The following is a 16,813-nucleotide window of genomic DNA, read 5'->3' as shown; positions in this document are numbered from 1 at the left end:
CTTACTCCTCAGTGCCGAAGGGAGACGAAATGCCCTGGTGCCCACCTTCAGCGTGCGAATCCATCGTCACGTGGATGCCCAGCGCCTGCAGTTCCTTCACGAGCACGTTGAACGACTCCGGCGTGCCCGGTTCCGGCAGGTTCTGGCCCTTCACGATCGCCTCGTACACGCGCGAGCGACCGCTCACGTCGTCCGACTTGACCGTCAGGATCTCCTGCAGGGTGTGCGCCGCGCCGTAGGCTTCCAGCGCCCACACTTCCATCTCGCCGAAGCGCTGGCCGCCGAACTGGGCCTTGCCGGCCAGCGGCTGCTGCGTCACCAGCGAGTACGGGCCGATGCTGCGCGCGTGGATCTTGTCGTCCACGAGGTGGCTGAGCTTCAGCATGTACACCTGGCCCACCGTCACCGGGTTGCTGAACGTCTCGCCCGTACGGCCGTCGCGCAGGCGGATCTTGCCGCCCGGGTTCATGCCGCCCGCAATCATCAGCTCGCGCGACGCCGCATCCACATCCGCGTCGCTCTTCTTGCCGAGCATCGCGGCCAGCGCCGGACGCCCCATCGCCTCGAGCAGGCCCGCGTCGTCCAGCTCCGCGCGCTTCTCGAGTTCCTTCAACGCCTTCTTCAGCTCGGCCTTGGCCGACGCCGGCGTCTCCGCCGCGTCGATCTCCGCCTGGTGATGCGCGACGGCATGCTGCGTCGCCGTGCGCTCACGCGCCGCCAACTCCTTCGCCGCACCGGCGAGGTAGTCGAAGGTGCGCTGGAACGCCGCCTTCGCGACCGCGCTCATGCCGCGGCCGTTGAGGTCGTTCACGTTCGCGTCGGCCAGCAGCTCGACCTTGTCCGCCTCGGACTGGGCCGGGCGGAGGTCCGAGAGGATCGCCCGGAGCTCGTCGGCCGTGTAGCCCGGCGCCGGGGTCTCCAGCTGCAGCGAGCCACGCACCCACTCGAGGCCCGCGAGACGCAGGCAGAGCCCGATCTCGCGCTCGTTCGCGCCCTGGAACACCGGCGTCTTCGCGTAGAAGCCGAGGATCTTCGCCGCCCACCCGAGGTGGGTCTCGAGGATCTGGCCCACGTTCATGCGCGACGGCACGCCGAGCGGGTTCAGCACGATGTCCACCGGACGACCGTCCGGCAGGAACGGCATGTCTTCTTCCGGCACGATGCGCGCCACGATGCCCTTGTTGCCGTGACGGCCGGCCATCTTGTCGCCCACCGAGATCTTGCGCTTCTCGGCCAGGTACACCTTCACCAGCTGGATGACGCCCGGGGGCAGTTCGTCCGGCTTGAGGATCTGGTCGATGCGCATCTCCGCGCGCTCCTCGATCTTCGCCTTCACTTCGTCGGCGGCGTCGATGATGCGGCGGACTTCCTCGTTGACCTTCTTGTTCTCGACGCGGAACGTCTTGAGGTCCAGCGTCGCGAGACGCAGGCCCGCGAGCAGGTCGCTCGTGAGCGTGGTGCCCGCGGCGATCGCCTCTTCGACCGTACCGGCCTGCAGCGCGAGCGCCACCTTCTGGCCCTCGAGCAGCGCCTTGATCTCCTCGTCGCGCACGTCGTTGACGCGCACCTTCTCCTCACCCTCGAGACGGCGCACTTCGCCGATCCGCTCGCCGCGGTCCTTCTCGACCACCTGGTCTTCCACGCGCGAGAAGATCTTCACGTCGATGACCACGCCCTCGACGCCCGGCGGCACCTTGAGCGACGAATCCTTCACGTCCTTCGCCTTCTCGCCGAAGATCGCGGTGAGGAGCTTCTCTTCCGGCGAGAGCTCCGTCTCGCCCTTCGGCGTGATCTTGCCGACGAGGATGTCGCCCGGGCGCACGTGCGCGCCGATGCGCACGATGCCGCGCTCGTCGAGGTCCACGAGGGACTCTTCCGAGACGTTCGGGATCTCGCGCGTGATCTCTTCCTGGCCGCGCTTCGTGTCGCGGACGTGCAGCTCATGCTCCTGGATGTGGATCGACGAGTACACGTCGTCCTTCACCAGGCGCTCGCTCAACACGATCGCGTCTTCGAAGTTGTGCCCGTACCAGGGCATGAACGCCACCGTCACGTTCGAGCCCAGCGCCAACTGGCCGTACTGCGTGCCGGCGCCGTCGGCGAGCACCTCGCCGGCCTTCACCTTCTGCCCCACCTTCACCAGCGGGCGCTGGTTCAGCGCCGTGTCCTGGTTGGTGCGGCGGTACTTGCGGAGCTTGTAGCGATCCTGCGCGGCGAGGCGCTTGAGCGGCTCGTCGGCTTCCTTGCCCTTCGTGCCGGCGTCGACGATGATCTCGTCGGCCGTCACGCGCGTCACCGTGCCGGCGCGCTTGGCGATCACCACCGCGCCCGAGTCCACGGCCACCTTCTCCTCGAGGCCCGTGCCCACCAGCGGCGTCTGCGGGTTGAGGAGCGGCACCGCCTGGCGCTGCATGTTCGAGCCCATCAGCGCGCGGTTCGCGTCGTCGTGCTCGAGGAACGGGATCAGGGCCGCGGCGATCGACACCAGCTGCTCCGGCGCCACGTCCATGTAGTCGATCCGGCTCGGCGGCATCAGCGGCACGTCGCCCTGCTGACGGCAGAGCACGAGGTCTTCGGCGAACGAGCCGTCCTCGTTGAGGCGCGCGTTGGCCTGGGCGATCACCGCATCCTCTTCGCGGTTCGCGTCCAGCCAGGCGATCTCCTTCGTCACCTTGCCGTTCTTCACGACGATGTACGGCGTCTCCACGAAGCCGAGATCGTTCACGCGGGCGAAGGTCGCCAGCGAGGTGATGAGGCCGATGTTCGGACCTTCCGGCGTTTCGATCGGGCACATGCGGCCGTACTGGCTGTAGTGCACGTCGCGGACTTCGAAGCCGGCGCGCTCGCGGGTCAGGCCGCCCGGGCCGAGGGCCGAGAGACGACGCTTGTTCGTGAGCTCGGCCAGCGGGTTCGTCTGGTCCATGAACTGCGAGAGCTGCGACGAACCGAAGAACGCCTGGATCACCGCCGAGACGGTGCGCGCGTTCACGAGGTCGTCGAGCGAGATCTTCTCGCTGTCCTGGTTGATGCTCATGCGCTCCTTGACCAGGCGCGCCATGCGCGAGAGGCCGACGGAGAACTGGTTGGCGATCAGCTCGCCCACCGAGCGGATGCGGCGGTTGCCCAGGTGGTCGATGTCGTCCACGTGGCCGCGGCCCTGCTGCAGCTCGACCAGGTAGCGGATGATCGCCACGAAGTCGTTCGTGTCGAGCACCGTCTGGCTCGCCGGCGTGGCGAGGTGCAGGCGCTGGTTGATCTTGTAGCGGCCCACGCGGCCGAGGTCGTAGCGCTTCGGCGAGAAGAACAGGCGCTCGAGCGCCTGCTTCGCCGTCTCCTTGTTCGGGGCGTCGCCCGGACGGAGCAGCGAGTAGATCTGCTTGAGGGCCTCGTCCTCCGACTTCGTCGGGTCCTTGGCCAGGGTGTTCTTGATCAGCGCGCTCTCGGCGCGGCCCGAGGCGGCGAAGCAGGAGACCTTGTGCAGGTCCAGCTTCCGCAGCTTGCGGACCATCGTGACGTTGAGCGACTGGCCGGTCTCGGCCACGACCTCGCCCGTCGCCGGGTCGACCACGTCGAGGGCGATCGTGCGCGCCTGCGTGCGGTCGCCGCTCTCGAAGGCATCGAGCTCTTCGCCGAGGTCGACCTGCTGGTACGACGCGAACACCTGGATCTTGTCGATCTTCAGGCGGCGGAGGCGGTTGTACACCTCTTCCGTGAGCTCGTCGCCCTGCTTGACGAGCAGCACGTTCTCGTTGCGCTCGCGCTCGGCGCGGGCCTTCTTGGTCTTGAGCTTCGGCGCGTCCTCGGGGGTCGCCTCGCCGGCGAGCTCGATGTCCTCGGCGATGATCGCGCCGATGATCTCGCGGTCACGGCCTTCCTTGCGCTTCGTGAGGTCGAGCTCACGCACGCCGAAGAACAGGCGGTAGATGTCGGCGTTCGTGCCGTAGCCGAACGCGCGCAGCAGCGCCGTCGCGGGGAACTTCTTCTTCTTGTCGATGTGGACGTAGATCACGTCGTGGATGTCCACGGTGAACTCCACCCACGAGCCGCGGAACGGGATGATCCGCGACGAGATCAGGCGCTGCCCGTTCGGGTGCGTGCTCTCCTCGAAGACCACGCCCGGCGAGCGGTGCAGCTGCGAGACGATCACGCGCTCGGCGCCGTTGATCACGAAGGTGCCGACCGGCGTGAGCAGCGGGAGCTCGCCGAGGTAGACTTCCTTCTCGATCTGGTTCTTGAGGCGCTTCTTCCCGTCGACCGGGTTCTCCTCATAGACCGTCAGCACCAGCGTCGCCTTGAGCGGCGCCGAGTAGGTCATGTCGCGCTCGATGCACTCCTCGACGGCGTACTTGGGCTCGCCGAGGGTGTAGCGCTTGAAGTCCAGCGAGAAGTTCTCGTGGACGTCGGTGATGGGGAAGAGATCCTTGAAGACGCGCTCCAAGCCGACGTCTTCGCGACCGTGCTTCGCGGCGTCGAGCTGGAGGAGCGACTGGAAGGCCTGCGTCTGGATGTCGAGCAGGTGCGGCATCTGCATGCCGTGCTCGAGCTTTCCGAAGGAGATCTGCGTGATCATGTCGACCCGGGCTGTGCCCGTTTACAGGCGAAAACCGCCCCGCCTCCGTCCGGTGGCACCGGACGGGGCGAGGCGAAAGGAGCTTCAGATGTTGAGCGAGAGGTACGTCAGGTGCATCGCAAGGCCGAGTAAGAGGGAGTGAGTCGCGGGCCGGGCGGCGGGAATCCCGCGCGCCCGGACCGGAAACCCATCCGCCTTACTTGACCTCGACCGCGGCGCCTTCGGCCTCGAGCTTGGCCTTGATCTGCGCGGCTTCGTCCTTCGAGACGCCGGCCTTCAGCGTCTGCGGGGCGCCGTCCACCATGTCCTTGGCTTCCTTGAGGCCAAGGCCGGTGAGCTCGCGCACCACCTTGATGACCTGGATCTTCTTCGCGCCCGCGTCCTTGAGCACGACGTCGAACTCGGTCTTCTCTTCGGCGGCGGCACCGCCGGCACCCGCGCCGCCGGCAGCCGGCGCGCCCGCGGCCACGGCCGCGATGGTGACGTTGAACTTCGTCTTGAACGCCTCGATCAGGTCGGTGAGCTCGATGACCGACATGTTGCCGATCGCTTCGAGGATCTCGTCCTTGGAAAGGGTCGCGTTAGCCATTTTGGTAATTCTCCAGAGTGTTCCCCCAGGTGATCCTGGGGCGTGTGTGATCAGGCAGACGCCTGGGGGATATCAGTTCGAACCTTCGAGCTGCGTCTTCTTGGCCTCGAGGGCCAAAGCGAACATCATGAGCACGCTGTTGAACGTGCCGACGAGGATCGACAGCGCCTCGTCGCGGGTCGGCATCGAGGCGAGCTTCTTGACCGTCGCCTCGTCCACCACCTTCCCTTCCCAGAGGCCGCCCTTGATGGACGGCTTGGCGTCGTTCTCCTTCGCGAAGTCGGACAGGAGCTTGGCCGCGGCGATGGCGTCCTTCGCCACCACGACGCCCGTCGGGCCCTTCAGCGTCTGGCCCGTCAGCCCCGCCTCGTTCACCGCGCGCAGCGCGAGGGTGTTCTTGATGACGACGTACTCCACGCCGGCCTTGCGGAAACGGCGGCGGAGGTTCGTCATGGACTTCACGTTCAAGCCGGTGAAGTCGGTATAGTAGACCGCAGCGGCGCCCTCGAGCTTGCCCTTCAGCTCGGCGACGAGCTGGTCCTTGTCGGATCGCTTCATCGTGGGATTACCGGTACGGGGTGGTATCGATGCGCACGCCAGGCCCCATCGTGGAGCTGACGGCGACGGTCTTCACATACACGCCCTTCGAGGCCGCGGGCTTGGAGCGGACGATCTGCTCCATGAACGCGCCGAAGTTCGTTTCCAGGGCCTCGAGCCCGAACGAGACCTTGCCGATCGCGGCCTGGACGTTGCCCGCCTTGTCGACACGGAACTCGATCTTGCCCGCCTTGGTTTCCTTCACGGCCTGCGCGACGTTGAACGTCACGGTGCCGGCCTTCGGGTTCGGCATGAGGCCACGGGGACCGAGCACGCGCCCCAGCTGACCGACCTGGCCCATCTGGTCCGGCGTCGCGATCATCACGTCGAAGTCCGTCCAGCCGTCCTTGATCTTCTGGATGAACTCCGTGCCGACGAAGTCGGCGCCGGCGGCCTCGGCTTCCTTCGCCTTGTCGCCGACCGCGATCACGCACACGCGGACCGTCTTGCCCGTGCCCGCCGGGAGGACCACCGTGCCACGGACCACCTGGTCCGCGTGGCGGGGATCGACGCCCAGGCGCACCGCGACTTCGACGGTCTCGTCGAACTTCGCGAACGCGGCGGTCTTGACGGCCTCGAGGGCCGCCTTCGGGGTGTGCAGCGTGCCCGCCTGGATCTTCTCCGCGGCGGCGCGATACTTCTTGCCGTGCGTCTTCATCCCTTCACCTCCACGCCCATCGACCGGGCCGCCCCGGCGACCATCGCCATCGCGGACTCCAGGTTGTCGGTGTTGAGGTCGGGCATCTTGAGTTCGGCGATCTTCCGGACCTGCGCCTTGGTGATCGAGCCGACCTTGTTGCGGTTCGGCTGACCCGAGCCCTTCTCGATACCAGCTTCCTTCTTCACGAGGAACGCCGCAGGCGGCGTCTTCAGGATGAAGGTGAAGGACTTGTCGGCATAAATCGTGATCTCAACCGGCAGGATCGAATCCTGGCCCTGTGTCTTTGCATTGAACTCCTTGCAAAAGGCCATGATGTTGATGCCCTGCGGACCGAGAGCCGTACCGACCGGCGGGGCCGGATTCGCCTTGCCTGCAGGAATCTGCAGCTTGACGAAACCGGTGACCTTCTTGGCCATCTCTCCCTCTGGGAAAACGTGAAGCGGGCCCGGGCGCCGTCCCTACGACGGGGCTGGCGAGGCACGCTGACTCCCACGTTGCTGTTTAAAGACGGTGTGGTGGTCCGTCTGGGCGCTCCTCGATGGCGACTGTGACCTCAGCCATCTGCCCCGCGCAAGGGCATCTACACACTGCCAACTGCAGTTACGAGTCGGGAGTTGTGAGTAGGGAGACTTCCAACTCACGACTTCCAACTCCCTACTGCAGTTCTAGTGCGCCTTCAGCTGCAGATAGTCGAGCTCCACCGAGGTGGGCCGCCCGAACAACGACACGCTGACCCGCACCTTCCCCTTATCCGCCATCACGTCCTCCACCGTCCCGTTGAAATCCGAGAACGGCCCGTCCGTGATCGCCACCGCCTGACCGACGAGGAACGGAATCTCCTCCTTCGGGGCGGCCACTTCCTCTTCGACCGCGATGCCCAGCAGTCGCTTCACCTCGTCGTCACGGAGCGGCTGCGGTTCGCGGTCCTTCGTCCCGACGAACTTGATCACGCCCTGGATGGCGTTGATCGTGTGCAGCGTCTCCTCCGAGATCGCCATCTCCACGAGCACGTAGCCCGGGTAGACCTTGCGATCCACGGTCACCTTCTTGCCGTTCTTGATCTCGACCACCTGCTCGGTCGGGACCAGCGCCTGCCGGATGCGCCGCTCCTCGGCCGCCGCCGGATCCGCGTCGATCTTCCGCTGGATCAGCGTGCGCACCTTGTTCTCGTGCCCGGAGGTCGTCTGGACCGCGTACCAGCGATGCGTCACGCTTACGCTCCGAAGAGCGCAGGAATGCCGCGCACCAGCACGCCCTGCAGGATCAGGTCGAGCAGCCAGATCACGCCGCCGACGAACAGCGACACGGCGATCACGCCCAGGGACATCTGGACGATCGTCGGGCGCTCCGGCCACGTCACCTTGCGCATCTCCGCGACCACGTCGTTCCAGAAGGTCACGACGCGCGTCACGAACGAGCCGCGCACCTCCACGGACACGCCGGCCACTTACTTCGTCTCCTTATGGAGCATGTGCTTGTTGCAGCGCGGGCAGTACTTCTTCCACTCGACGCGCTCCGGATGCAGGCGCTTGTTCTTCGTGGTGAAGTAGTTGCGGTTCTTGCACTCACTGCACGCGAGGATGATCTTGTCGCGCGGCATAAGTCACTCTCAGGTCAGGCGGTTACACGCATCCCCGCAGGGACGCGACAGGCCACCCTGCCCCCGGACTTGGGCGCATGGCGGCGAGCCTTGAAACGTAGACCCCGCCCGACCCGTGTGCAAGTCCCGAGCCAGCAGCGATTTGTGAGCTGCCGCGGATACCGAACAGAAGCCAAAAGGGGTGCCCCGAGCCAAGCCCGAGGCACCCCATGCTCCATCCATCCTCTCACCTGCCACAAGCACGCGACCGGGATTGAACCGGTGACCTCACCCTTACCAAGGGTGTGCTCTACCGACTGAGCTACGCGTGCAACCACTTCCAGCGTCCAGCTTAGAGCTTCAGAGCGGGAGACGGGGCTCGAACCCGCGACATCAAGCTTGGAAGGCTTGCGCTCTACCAGCTGAGCTACTCCCGCACTCTTCCGTCTTACATCTCACATCTTACATCTGCAGTATGGTGGGGGAAGGATTCGAACCTTCGAAGGCATAAGCCGGCAGATTTACAGTCTGCTCCCGTTGGCCACTTGGGTACCCCACCCGATTCCCGCGCGACCACCGAAAGCCGCGAAGCTGACGGCGAGGATCGAACTCGCGACCGCCCGATTACAAATCGGGTGCTCTACCAGCTGAGCTACGTCAGCGAACCCTGCATCCAGCGCAGACCGGGAAAAATAAGGAGCGAAGCGCGAGGAAGGAAGAGCTAGCGACTCTTCTTCCACTTGGTGCCCTGCGGCCCGTCCTCGATCACGATCCCCCGCGCATCGAGCGCCGCACGGATCGCGTCAGCCGCTGCGAAGTCCCGCCGACTCCGCGCGTCCTTCCGCGCCGCGATCTGCGCCTCCACCCACTCGGCGAGCTCCGTATCGACCGCCGCGGCGCCGGGGACCAAGTCGAGCACGCCGTCGACCATCCGGAACACCTCACGCGCACGCCGCAGCGCCGCCACGTCGGTGCCACCGGTGTCGAGTTCCTTGTTGGCCGCACGGATGAACTCAAAGAGCGCCGCCATCGCCTCCGGCGCATTCAAGTCGTCGAACAGCGCCGTGCGCACCGCCGTCTCCAGCCGGTCCGCCGCGTCCTCCAGCCCGCGCGTGCCGCCCTTCGCCGCCTGCAGCCGCTCGGCGAAATCGCCGATGCGACGCACCGCTTCCATGCTGCCCTCGAGCGCATCGCCGCTCAGGTTGAGCTGCTTGCGGTAGTGCGTGCTGAACACGAAGTGCCGCACCGCCGCGCCGCTGATGCCCGCCTCCTGCAGTCCCGCGACGTTCTGCACGTTGCCCACGCGCTTCGCCATCTTCGCGCCGTCCGTCAGCAGGAACTCGCCATGGCACCAGCAGCGCGCGAACTCCTTGCCCGTCGCCGCCTCGCTCTGGGCGATCTCGTCCTCGTGGTGCGGGAACACCAAGTCGATGCCGCCGCAGTGCAGGTCCAGCGTCTCGCCGAGGATGCTCATCGCCATCGCCGAGCACTCGAGGTGCCAGCCGGGCCGTCCGCGGCCCCACGGCGAATCCCAGGCCGCGCCGCAGGCCTCGTCCTCCGGCTTCGCCGACTTCCACAGCGCGAAGTCCTGGGCGTTCTCCTTCGAGTAGTCGTCCTGCGCCACGCGCGCGCCGCTCTGGATCTCGCGCGTGTCGAGCCGCGAGAGCTTGCCGTAGCCCGCGAACTTGTCGATCGCGAAATACACCGACTTGTCCTCGGCCACGTACGCCACGCCGTTTGCGATCAAGCGCTCGACCAGCGCGATCATCTGCGGGATGTACGCCGTCGCACGCGGATAATGCTCCGCATCCTCGATGCGCAGGTACTTGCGGTCGGCATGGAAGATCTCGACGATCGGGTCCGTCACTTCGCCGATGGTCTTTCCCTGCTCCGTCGCGCGCTTGATGATCTTGTCGTCGACGTCGGTCAGGTTCATCACCTGCTCGATCTTCCAGCCGCGCAGGCGGATCGTCCGCCGCATCAGGTCCTCGAACAGGAACGTGCGGAAGTTGCCGAGGTGGGCCGGATTGTAGACGGTCGGCCCGCAGGTGTAGAGGCGCACGGTCTCGCCGTCCGCCGGCGCGAACGGGGCGACCTCGCGGGTCATCGTGTTGTAGAGGCGGAACTCCGGCATGGCAGAAACCTATCGGGGCACCAGTTCCTCGGCTACGCGCGAGGCGCGCACCGCGACCCCCACGTCGCGGCAGAGTGCGAGCACCGACTCGGGCGAGGTACCGGCGCCCAAGGGCACGCGCAGCCGACGACCGCGTCGAGCGAGGCTCGGCAGCTGCGGCAGCAGGCGCCGCATCGCATCGTCGGGGCTCGGGACCGCCAACTCCAGCACGTTCCGGCGCGGCCTCGCGAGTCCGTCCACGCGGCCGGCCACCAAGCGCAGGACCTTGTCGGCCACGCCTTGCCCGCCGCAGGCATCGCCGTCGCGTCCCGCGACGATCACGCCGACACCGCCCGCGGCGATCGAGCGCAGCAACGACATCGCCACCGTGCGATCGGCCGGCCCGAGGTAGGCGAACGGCTCGTCGCAGCAGAGCAGGCGTGGCTGCGCGAGCAGCGCCTGCGCGACGACCACGCGGAACTGGTCCAGCGGCGTCAACGCGCCGAGCCGCACGCGCGACATGCCGTAGAGCCCGACGCGATGCATGAGCGGCAGGAGCCGCGACGGCGCGGGGATCGAATCGTCCGCGAGCGCGAGCACGTCGGCGTGGAAGGCGATCGCCTGGCGCACCGTGAGGAAGTGGTACTCCCAGGGCCGCGCCTTGATGAGCTGCGGACGCAGCGGGCGGTGGTCGCCGACGCCATTCCACCGGATCTCGCCGGCGCTGGGCCGCACGCTGCCGGCCGCGAGCAGCAGCAGCGTGCTCTTGCCCGCTCCTCCAGCCCCCGTGATGGCCATCACCTCGCCCGCGTGCAGCGTCAACGACGCATGCGAGACCGCAAGGATGTCGGTGTTCGTGCCGAGCACGCCGGTGCGCCAGCGGCGCGTGACTTGGCGGAACTCGAGGAGGGGCGTCGCTCGCATGGCGGCTACGGTAGCGGTGCGGCCCGTGACGCGTGGTATCGGTTCCGCGCCGAGCCGCACAATCGAGCGCAGGGCGCCCTCTCGCGCGCGCAGTACACGCTGAAGCGTCGGCGCGGCTTCATCGCGCCCGCCTATTGACGACGACGGCGTACCGCGCCTGGTGCGGTACGCCGTCGTGCCGTCGAACTCGCGACGACTACTTCTTCTCGTCGATCTCGGCGTCGACCGTGTCGCCGGCACCGATCTGCTTCGCCGGTCCACCGGACGCACCCGGTCCGAGCAGGCCCATCTTCTGCTTGAGCGCCAGCAGCTGCTGGTCCGCCGTCGCCGAGCCGACCGCCTTCTCGAGGCGCTTGAAGTCGCCGGCGAGGCGATCGCCCGAGAACTCCTCGTCGATCTCGGTGCTCGCCTTCAGCATGCGCTCGTTCTGATCGATTTTCTCTTCCATGCGCGCGAAGGCCTCGAAGGCGCTCTTCTCGCTCATCGACGACATCGTCTCCTGGATCTTCGCCTGCGCCTGCGCACGGCGCTGGCGGGCGAGGAGGAGGTTCTTCTTGCGCTTGGCTTCCTGGATCTTGTCGTTCAGGTCACGCAGCGAGTTCTTGAGCTTCTCGGTCTCGAGCACGTGCGCCTGCCACGTCGACTCGAGGGTGGTCGCGTGCTCATAGTGCTCCTGCTGCCGCACGAGGGCCTGCTTGGCGAGATCGTCGCGGCCTTCCTTGACCGCGAGCATCGCCTTCGCCTCCCAATCCTGCGACTGCTTGTACTCCGCCTCGAACTGGTCCTTGAGGCGCTTCTCGTCGGCGATCGCCGCCGCGACCTGTTGCTTGGCGCGGGCGAGTTGGTTCTGCATGTCCACGACGATCTGGTCGAGCATCTTCTCCGGATTCTCGGCGCGCGAGATCAGGTCGTTGATGTTCGACTTCAGCAGCGTGGCGAGGCGGTCAAAGATGCCCATGATCAGCGGGCCTCACGGAAAGTGGCGAGCTCGCGGAGATGGCCGGCGAGCGAGAGCGTGATGCTTTCGAACGAGGCGAGGAACTCCTCGTAATCGAGGTGGGAGAGCTCGAGCGCCTCGGTGAGGACGACCTCGTCGCCCTGGATGCCATAGGAGCCGTGGAGCAGGTCGGTGGCGTTGAGCTCGAGGAGCCGGCGGCAGAGCTTGTCGGCGTGGCCGTTCTTCGGGAGCTCCATCACCTTCACGCGCAGCACGACGACCGGCGGCGAGTGATGGACGACGACCGTGAGGTCGAGGGCACCACCGGGATGCACCTTCCAGAGGCCGGGTTCGATTTCCTCGTACGTAACGCCTTCGGAGGCGAGGCGGCCGAGGAAGCCATCAAGGATTTCGGGCGTGACCATGCGTGGGTCCCCAGGGGTGAGCATTCACCCCCGGTACGGGCGGGGTGTGTCGGAAAGTTTCACTGAGTGACGGGACTTCGGAAGGGCCGTCGCCCGTGCTCCGGCATCGGAGTGCTCACACGTGGGAGAAGGGAGACGAGGGTACGGGCGGAGATGGAGAGAGGGGAATGGGGGAGATGGGGGGCAGACGTCTCACGAACGTCCGGCGTCTCCCCCCCGTCTCCCGCATTCCCGCATCTCACCCCCCGCCCGTACCTCCGTCTCCCGTCGTCCTGCAGTCGCTCAGATGATCCAAAGCACCAGTGATCCGCATCCGTCGAAGTCGTTGAACTCCGGCGGCGCATTCGCCGCCCGATACATCTCGATGCGACGCGCGAACTGCAGCAGCGACTCGATCTCGTTGTCCGGCGTGCGGTTCCCCCAGTCGCTGCCGTCCACGAAGAGGCGCGGCTTGCATTCCACGCCGCCGTAGATGCTGGCGAGACCGCGGAAGAGGAGCCGCCCGTTGGCCGCGCGCACCCACGGCGCCGACATGCCGGCCACGGCATTCACGGTCGCACGCGGCAACTTCCGAAGGGTCTGTTCGTCGAGGAAGGCACCGATCTGCGTTCGGCGGCGCTGCTCGAACTCGAGTTCCTGCACCGTCAGCGGGGCGGCGCGAATGACCATCGTGTCGAGGACCGCGGACGCGGGCTGCAGCGCGACGTCGCCGATCTCCGTCATCGACTCGCCGGCGCGCACGTCGAGCAGTCGCGGCTGGAAGCCGAGCGCACGGATGACGACCTGGCGGCTGCCCTCCTCGAGCTGCAGCTCGAAGCGTCCGGTGGAGTCCGTGCGTTGGACGCCAGACCTCGACGCCGATGCCAGGATCTCGGCGCGCGTGACCGGTGCGCCATTGCCGTTCGTGACGCGCCCTCGCAGCCGGACGACCCGCGACGGCGCACCGATCACGAGGTCATGGGCCAAGACGCCGGGGTTCACCACCAGGACGACGGCTCCCGTGCTGCGCCCGTCGGGATGCCGAGCCCCGACCACGACCTCGGCGTTGTCGGGCATGCCGCAGAGCGCGTAGCGACCGTCTGCGCCAGTGGTGTCGACGGCGGCATACTCCTGCGGATCGGCGTCCGGTGCGCCGCCAACCACCAGCTCAGACCAGCGCGCGACGACGATGGCGCCCGCGAGCGGCACCGCCGAGACGTCACGCAGCTCGCCGACCACGAGCCCACGCCCGACGTCCATTGCACCGCCGCAGCGCTGCAGCGCCAACGCAGCGCGCGTGCCTGTGAGGACCGTGACGGCGGCGCTGCCGCGCGTACCCACGTCCAGTCCAGCCGACGCCGGTGCGACGCCGACGGAATCCAGCCACAGTGCCGCATAGGTGACGCGATACGCGCCTGCCGGGACGTCATCGAAGGCAAAGCGCCCGCGGTCGTCCGTCCGTGCGCGGCGACCACCGGGCATGAGCACCACGTCCGCGCCGGCGAGCGGTCCCATCGCGCGCAGCGAGTCGAGCAGCACACCGCGGATCGAGCCCTGAGCGTGCGCGGCCGTGGATGAGAGCATCAGGAGTGCAAGGATCAGGAGGCGCATCGGACTGGGAGAGGGGAGAGGGCGGTACGGGCGGAGATGGAGAGAGGGGAATGGGAGAGACGGGGGGGGAGACGTCAAACGTTCGTGAGACGTCTGCCCCGCGTCTCCCCTCTTCCGTCTCCCGTCGTCCCACCCCCGCCCCTACCTCCCTCTCCCCTCTCCCAGCCGGTCTCAGTACGTCCATATAACAATGGACCCACACCCATTGAAATCATTGAACTGCTGCGGCGCATTGTTCGCCGTATACATCTCGATGCGTTTCGCGACGCGGAGGAAGCTGTTCTCCTCATCCGCGGTGATGTCGCGGAAGTCGTAGCCGTCGATGAAAAATCGCGGGCGGCAGAACTCGCTGCCGCGGCGCATCATCATCATTGGGCCCTGACGTGTCTGCTGCACGGCGACGCGCGGGTTGAAGGTCGCGACGTTCGACGCGTTTGGCATGCCGAGCTTGCTGAGCTCGCCTTCGTCGACGAACACACCGCCGGAGGCCCGCGCGCGGCGCGTCTCGAATTGGGCCTGGGACGCCGTCATCGCCTGGCCGGTGACGGTCACGGTCGCGAGTTCGCGGGGCGCGACCTCCAACGCGATCTCATCGAGATCGAGCTCGGCGTCGAACGGGTCGATGGCGCGCACCACGGGCACGTAGCCCAGGGAACGCACGACGAGTTGGCTCGAGCGGCGCGCCATCGCCGGGATGGCGAATCGCCCCGAGCTGTCGCTGCGGACGGCAACGCTGCTGTCGCCGGCGACGAGGACCGTGGCGTCGGGAATCGGATCGCCATTCTGCTTCACGACGCGCCCGATCACGCGCAGGGTGGCGCCCGGCGCACCGACGACGATGTCGCGCCGCGCAATCGAGCCGCTGGCCTTCACGAGGAGCTCGCCGCTTCCGACGCCGTCGCGTCCAACAGCGCGGAGCGTAAACTCGGCGTCGAGCGGGACACCGCAGAGCACGAAACTGCCCGCCGCCGACGCGGTATCGGTCGCCGCCATCGTCCCCTGCGCCACCTCGTTGCCTTGGATGACCGTCTCCAGCCAACGGGCGTACACGCCGATCCCCGCTCCCGGGTTCCCCTCCCCATCGCGTACCTCACCGATGAGGATGCCCTGCTCGTCGGAGAGCACATCGCCGCAGACGGCGCGCTGCACCGTCGCACGCGACGGTGTCGAGAGCGTGATCGACTCCGTTCGCGACCCGCGCAGTTGGACCTGCCGCTGCAGCGCCGGCAATCCGAGCGAGTCCAGCCACGGCGCCCAGTAGGCGACGGTGTACTGGCCCGCAGGCAGATCCGTGAACTCGAATCGCCCGCCGCGCTCCGTCGTCACACGACGATTGGCGCCCATGAGCACAACGGACGCGCCTTCGACGGGGCCGCCGGTGCGCAGCGAATCGACCAGGACCCCGCGGAGTGTCGCCTGCGCTGCCAGCGGAACGAGAGGAGGCAGCGTGCCGCCGATGCACAGCGCTGCGAGGAGTGAGAAACGTCGCACGGGGACAGGGGCGGAGGTGGAGATATGGAGTTGGGGGAGATGGGGGGCAGACGTCACAGGACCGTCAATCTTCTACCCCACGTCTCCCCCATTCGCTTCTCCCTATCCCCGCCCGTACCGCCGTCTTCCCTCTCCCACCCGCCGGAAAGACGGTCTATCGGCTCGGCCAAGGCGGCCCTTGGTCTCGCCGCGTGACCGCCCGCACCCCCCGGAAGACGAAGCGCTGCACGCGCTTCCCTTCGTAGGTCTCGGTCGTGAAGATGTTGCCGCGCGAGTCCGTCGCAATCGAATGCACGGCGAAGAACTGGCCGGGCTGCCGTCCGCCGCCGCCGAAGCTCGTCAACACCGTCAGCGACTTCCGGTCCAGCACGTACACCCGCTCGTTCTTGCCGTCGGCGATGTACAGGTACCGCTGGTCGGCGTCGCGCGAGAACGCGATGTCCCACACGGCGCCGTCACCCAGCGTGCGCGGCGCGATGCGCACCTCATTCACGAACTCGCCGCTCTTCTGGAAGACTTGGATGCGGTTGTTCGGGCGGTCGCAGACGTACACGAGCCCATCGTTGGACGGCTCGGCGCAGTGCACGGGGTTGCGAAACTGCGGTGCGAGCGGTGCATCCGGATTGTAGGGCCCGAGGTTCGAGTCGCTGGGCACGTTGCCGTAGGCGCCCCAGAAGCGCTTGATGGCACCCGTGGACATGTCGAGCACCGCGACGCGCTTGTGGCCGTAGCCGTCGGCGACGAAGGCCTCGTTGGCGCTCGCATCGAAGGAGATCTTCGCGACGCGACCGAACCACTCGCGACTGTTGCTGTTCACGGGCCGGCCGGGGCTGCCGTGCTGCTTCACGAAGCGCCCGTCGCGGGTGAACTGCAGGATGTGCGAGTCGCCCTGACCGTTCCCGCCGATCCACACGTTGTCGCGATGGTCGATGGCGATGCCGTGGTTGGAGTTGGGCCACGTGTAGCCCTCGCCCGGACCGCCCCAGGCGCGCACCAGGTTCCCTTCGGGGTCGAACTCCAGCACCGGCGGCGCCGGCGCGCAGCACTCGCCCGTCGGCGGATCCTGCGCCGCGCCGATCTCGGTGCGCGCGTTCAGCGAGGCCTGCCGATGCACGATGTACACATGGTCGCGCGAATCCACGCCCACGCCGATCACCGAGCCGATGACCCATCCGTTGGGCAACGGCTTGGGCCAGAAGGGATCGACCTCGAAGTGCGGGGCCTGGACCGGCTGCTGGGCCAGCGACGCGCTGAGCTGCCGCTCGCCGATGCTGAGGGCGACGATGGCGAGCCCGAGGACGAGGGCGACGGCGGACTTCGAGCGCAGAGACATGCTG

General features: G+C 67.2%; 15 protein-coding genes and 4 tRNA genes. All 19 read right to left on the bottom strand.

What is annotated here, in order from left to right; translation table 11 throughout:
• Position 1 precedes the first annotated feature (1 nt).
• Entirely contained in the window at positions 2-4,570 is a 4,569-nt protein-coding gene (gene rpoB, locus Strain318_RS03365) for a DNA-directed RNA polymerase subunit beta (protein ID WP_367887118.1), read from the bottom strand.
• 196 nt (positions 4,571-4,766) lie between these two features.
• Positions 4,767-5,159, bottom strand: a complete 393-nt coding sequence (gene rplL / locus Strain318_RS03360) for a 50S ribosomal protein L7/L12 (RefSeq protein WP_367887117.1) — start codon at positions 5,157-5,159, stop codon at positions 4,767-4,769.
• 72 nt (positions 5,160-5,231) lie between these two features.
• Positions 5,232-5,717: a 50S ribosomal protein L10 gene (rplJ, locus tag Strain318_RS03355; RefSeq protein WP_367887116.1), complete on the bottom strand. Its 486-nt coding sequence runs from the start codon at positions 5,715-5,717 to the stop codon at positions 5,232-5,234.
• 7 nt (positions 5,718-5,724) lie between these two features.
• On the bottom strand, positions 5,725-6,414 hold the full coding sequence (gene rplA / locus Strain318_RS03350; RefSeq protein WP_367887115.1) for a 50S ribosomal protein L1: 690 nt from the start codon (positions 6,412-6,414) through the stop codon (positions 5,725-5,727).
• Positions 6,411-6,833, bottom strand: a complete 423-nt coding sequence (gene rplK / locus Strain318_RS03345; RefSeq protein ID WP_367887114.1) for a 50S ribosomal protein L11 — start codon at positions 6,831-6,833, stop codon at positions 6,411-6,413. The genes rplA and rplK overlap by 4 nt, the downstream gene beginning before the upstream one ends.
• 249 nt (positions 6,834-7,082) lie before the next feature.
• Complete coding sequence (gene nusG, locus Strain318_RS03340; protein ID WP_367887113.1) at positions 7,083-7,628, bottom strand: transcription termination/antitermination protein NusG; 546 nt, start codon at positions 7,626-7,628, stop codon at positions 7,083-7,085.
• A 2-nt stretch (positions 7,629-7,630) separates the two neighbouring features.
• Complete coding sequence (secE, locus tag Strain318_RS03335) at positions 7,631-7,864, bottom strand: preprotein translocase subunit SecE (protein ID WP_367887112.1); 234 nt, start codon at positions 7,862-7,864, stop codon at positions 7,631-7,633.
• On the bottom strand, positions 7,865-8,017 hold the full coding sequence (rpmG, locus tag Strain318_RS03330; protein WP_367887111.1) for a 50S ribosomal protein L33: 153 nt from the start codon (positions 8,015-8,017) through the stop codon (positions 7,865-7,867).
• Positions 8,018-8,255: 238 nt separating this feature from the next.
• A tRNA-Thr gene (locus Strain318_RS03325) sits at positions 8,256-8,328 on the bottom strand.
• 32 nt (positions 8,329-8,360) lie between these two features.
• Positions 8,361-8,433: transfer RNA gene (locus Strain318_RS03320), tRNA-Gly, on the bottom strand.
• A 39-nt stretch (positions 8,434-8,472) separates the two neighbouring features.
• A tRNA-Tyr gene (locus tag Strain318_RS03315) sits at positions 8,473-8,555 on the bottom strand.
• A 30-nt stretch (positions 8,556-8,585) separates the two neighbouring features.
• Positions 8,586-8,658, bottom strand: a tRNA-Thr gene (locus Strain318_RS03310).
• A gap of 59 nt (positions 8,659-8,717) precedes the next feature.
• The gene (gene cysS / locus Strain318_RS03305; RefSeq protein WP_367887110.1) at positions 8,718-10,130 is read right to left on the bottom strand and encodes a cysteine--tRNA ligase; all 1,413 of its coding nucleotides are present in this window, start codon (positions 10,128-10,130) and stop codon (positions 8,718-8,720) included.
• A gap of 9 nt (positions 10,131-10,139) precedes the next feature.
• Positions 10,140-11,033, bottom strand: a complete 894-nt coding sequence (locus Strain318_RS03300) for an ATP-binding cassette domain-containing protein (RefSeq protein WP_367887109.1) — start codon at positions 11,031-11,033, stop codon at positions 10,140-10,142.
• 196 nt (positions 11,034-11,229) lie between these two features.
• On the bottom strand, positions 11,230-11,991 hold the full coding sequence (locus Strain318_RS03295; protein WP_367887108.1) for a PspA/IM30 family protein: 762 nt from the start codon (positions 11,989-11,991) through the stop codon (positions 11,230-11,232).
• 2 nt (positions 11,992-11,993) lie between these two features.
• Positions 11,994-12,395, bottom strand: a complete 402-nt coding sequence (locus tag Strain318_RS03290) for a type III secretion system chaperone family protein (RefSeq protein WP_367887107.1) — start codon at positions 12,393-12,395, stop codon at positions 11,994-11,996.
• Between the two features lie 282 nt (positions 12,396-12,677).
• Positions 12,678-13,985 (bottom strand): carboxypeptidase-like regulatory domain-containing protein, encoded by a 1,308-nt coding sequence (locus Strain318_RS03285; protein WP_367887106.1) that lies wholly within the window; start codon positions 13,983-13,985, stop codon positions 12,678-12,680.
• Between the two features lie 171 nt (positions 13,986-14,156).
• Positions 14,157-15,476: a carboxypeptidase regulatory-like domain-containing protein gene (locus tag Strain318_RS03280; protein ID WP_367887105.1), complete on the bottom strand. Its 1,320-nt coding sequence runs from the start codon at positions 15,474-15,476 to the stop codon at positions 14,157-14,159.
• A gap of 154 nt (positions 15,477-15,630) precedes the next feature.
• A complete protein-coding gene (locus tag Strain318_RS03275) occupies positions 15,631-16,809 on the bottom strand; it encodes an NHL repeat-containing protein (protein WP_367887104.1) in 1,179 nt (392 codons plus the stop codon).
• Positions 16,810-16,813 lie beyond the last annotated feature (4 nt).

Source organism: Pseudogemmatithrix spongiicola, assembly GCF_030623445.1.
GTDB classification, from domain to species: domain Bacteria; phylum Gemmatimonadota; class Gemmatimonadetes; order Gemmatimonadales; family Gemmatimonadaceae; genus Pseudogemmatithrix; species Pseudogemmatithrix spongiicola.
This window is presented reverse-complemented; position numbering and strand designations above follow the sequence as displayed.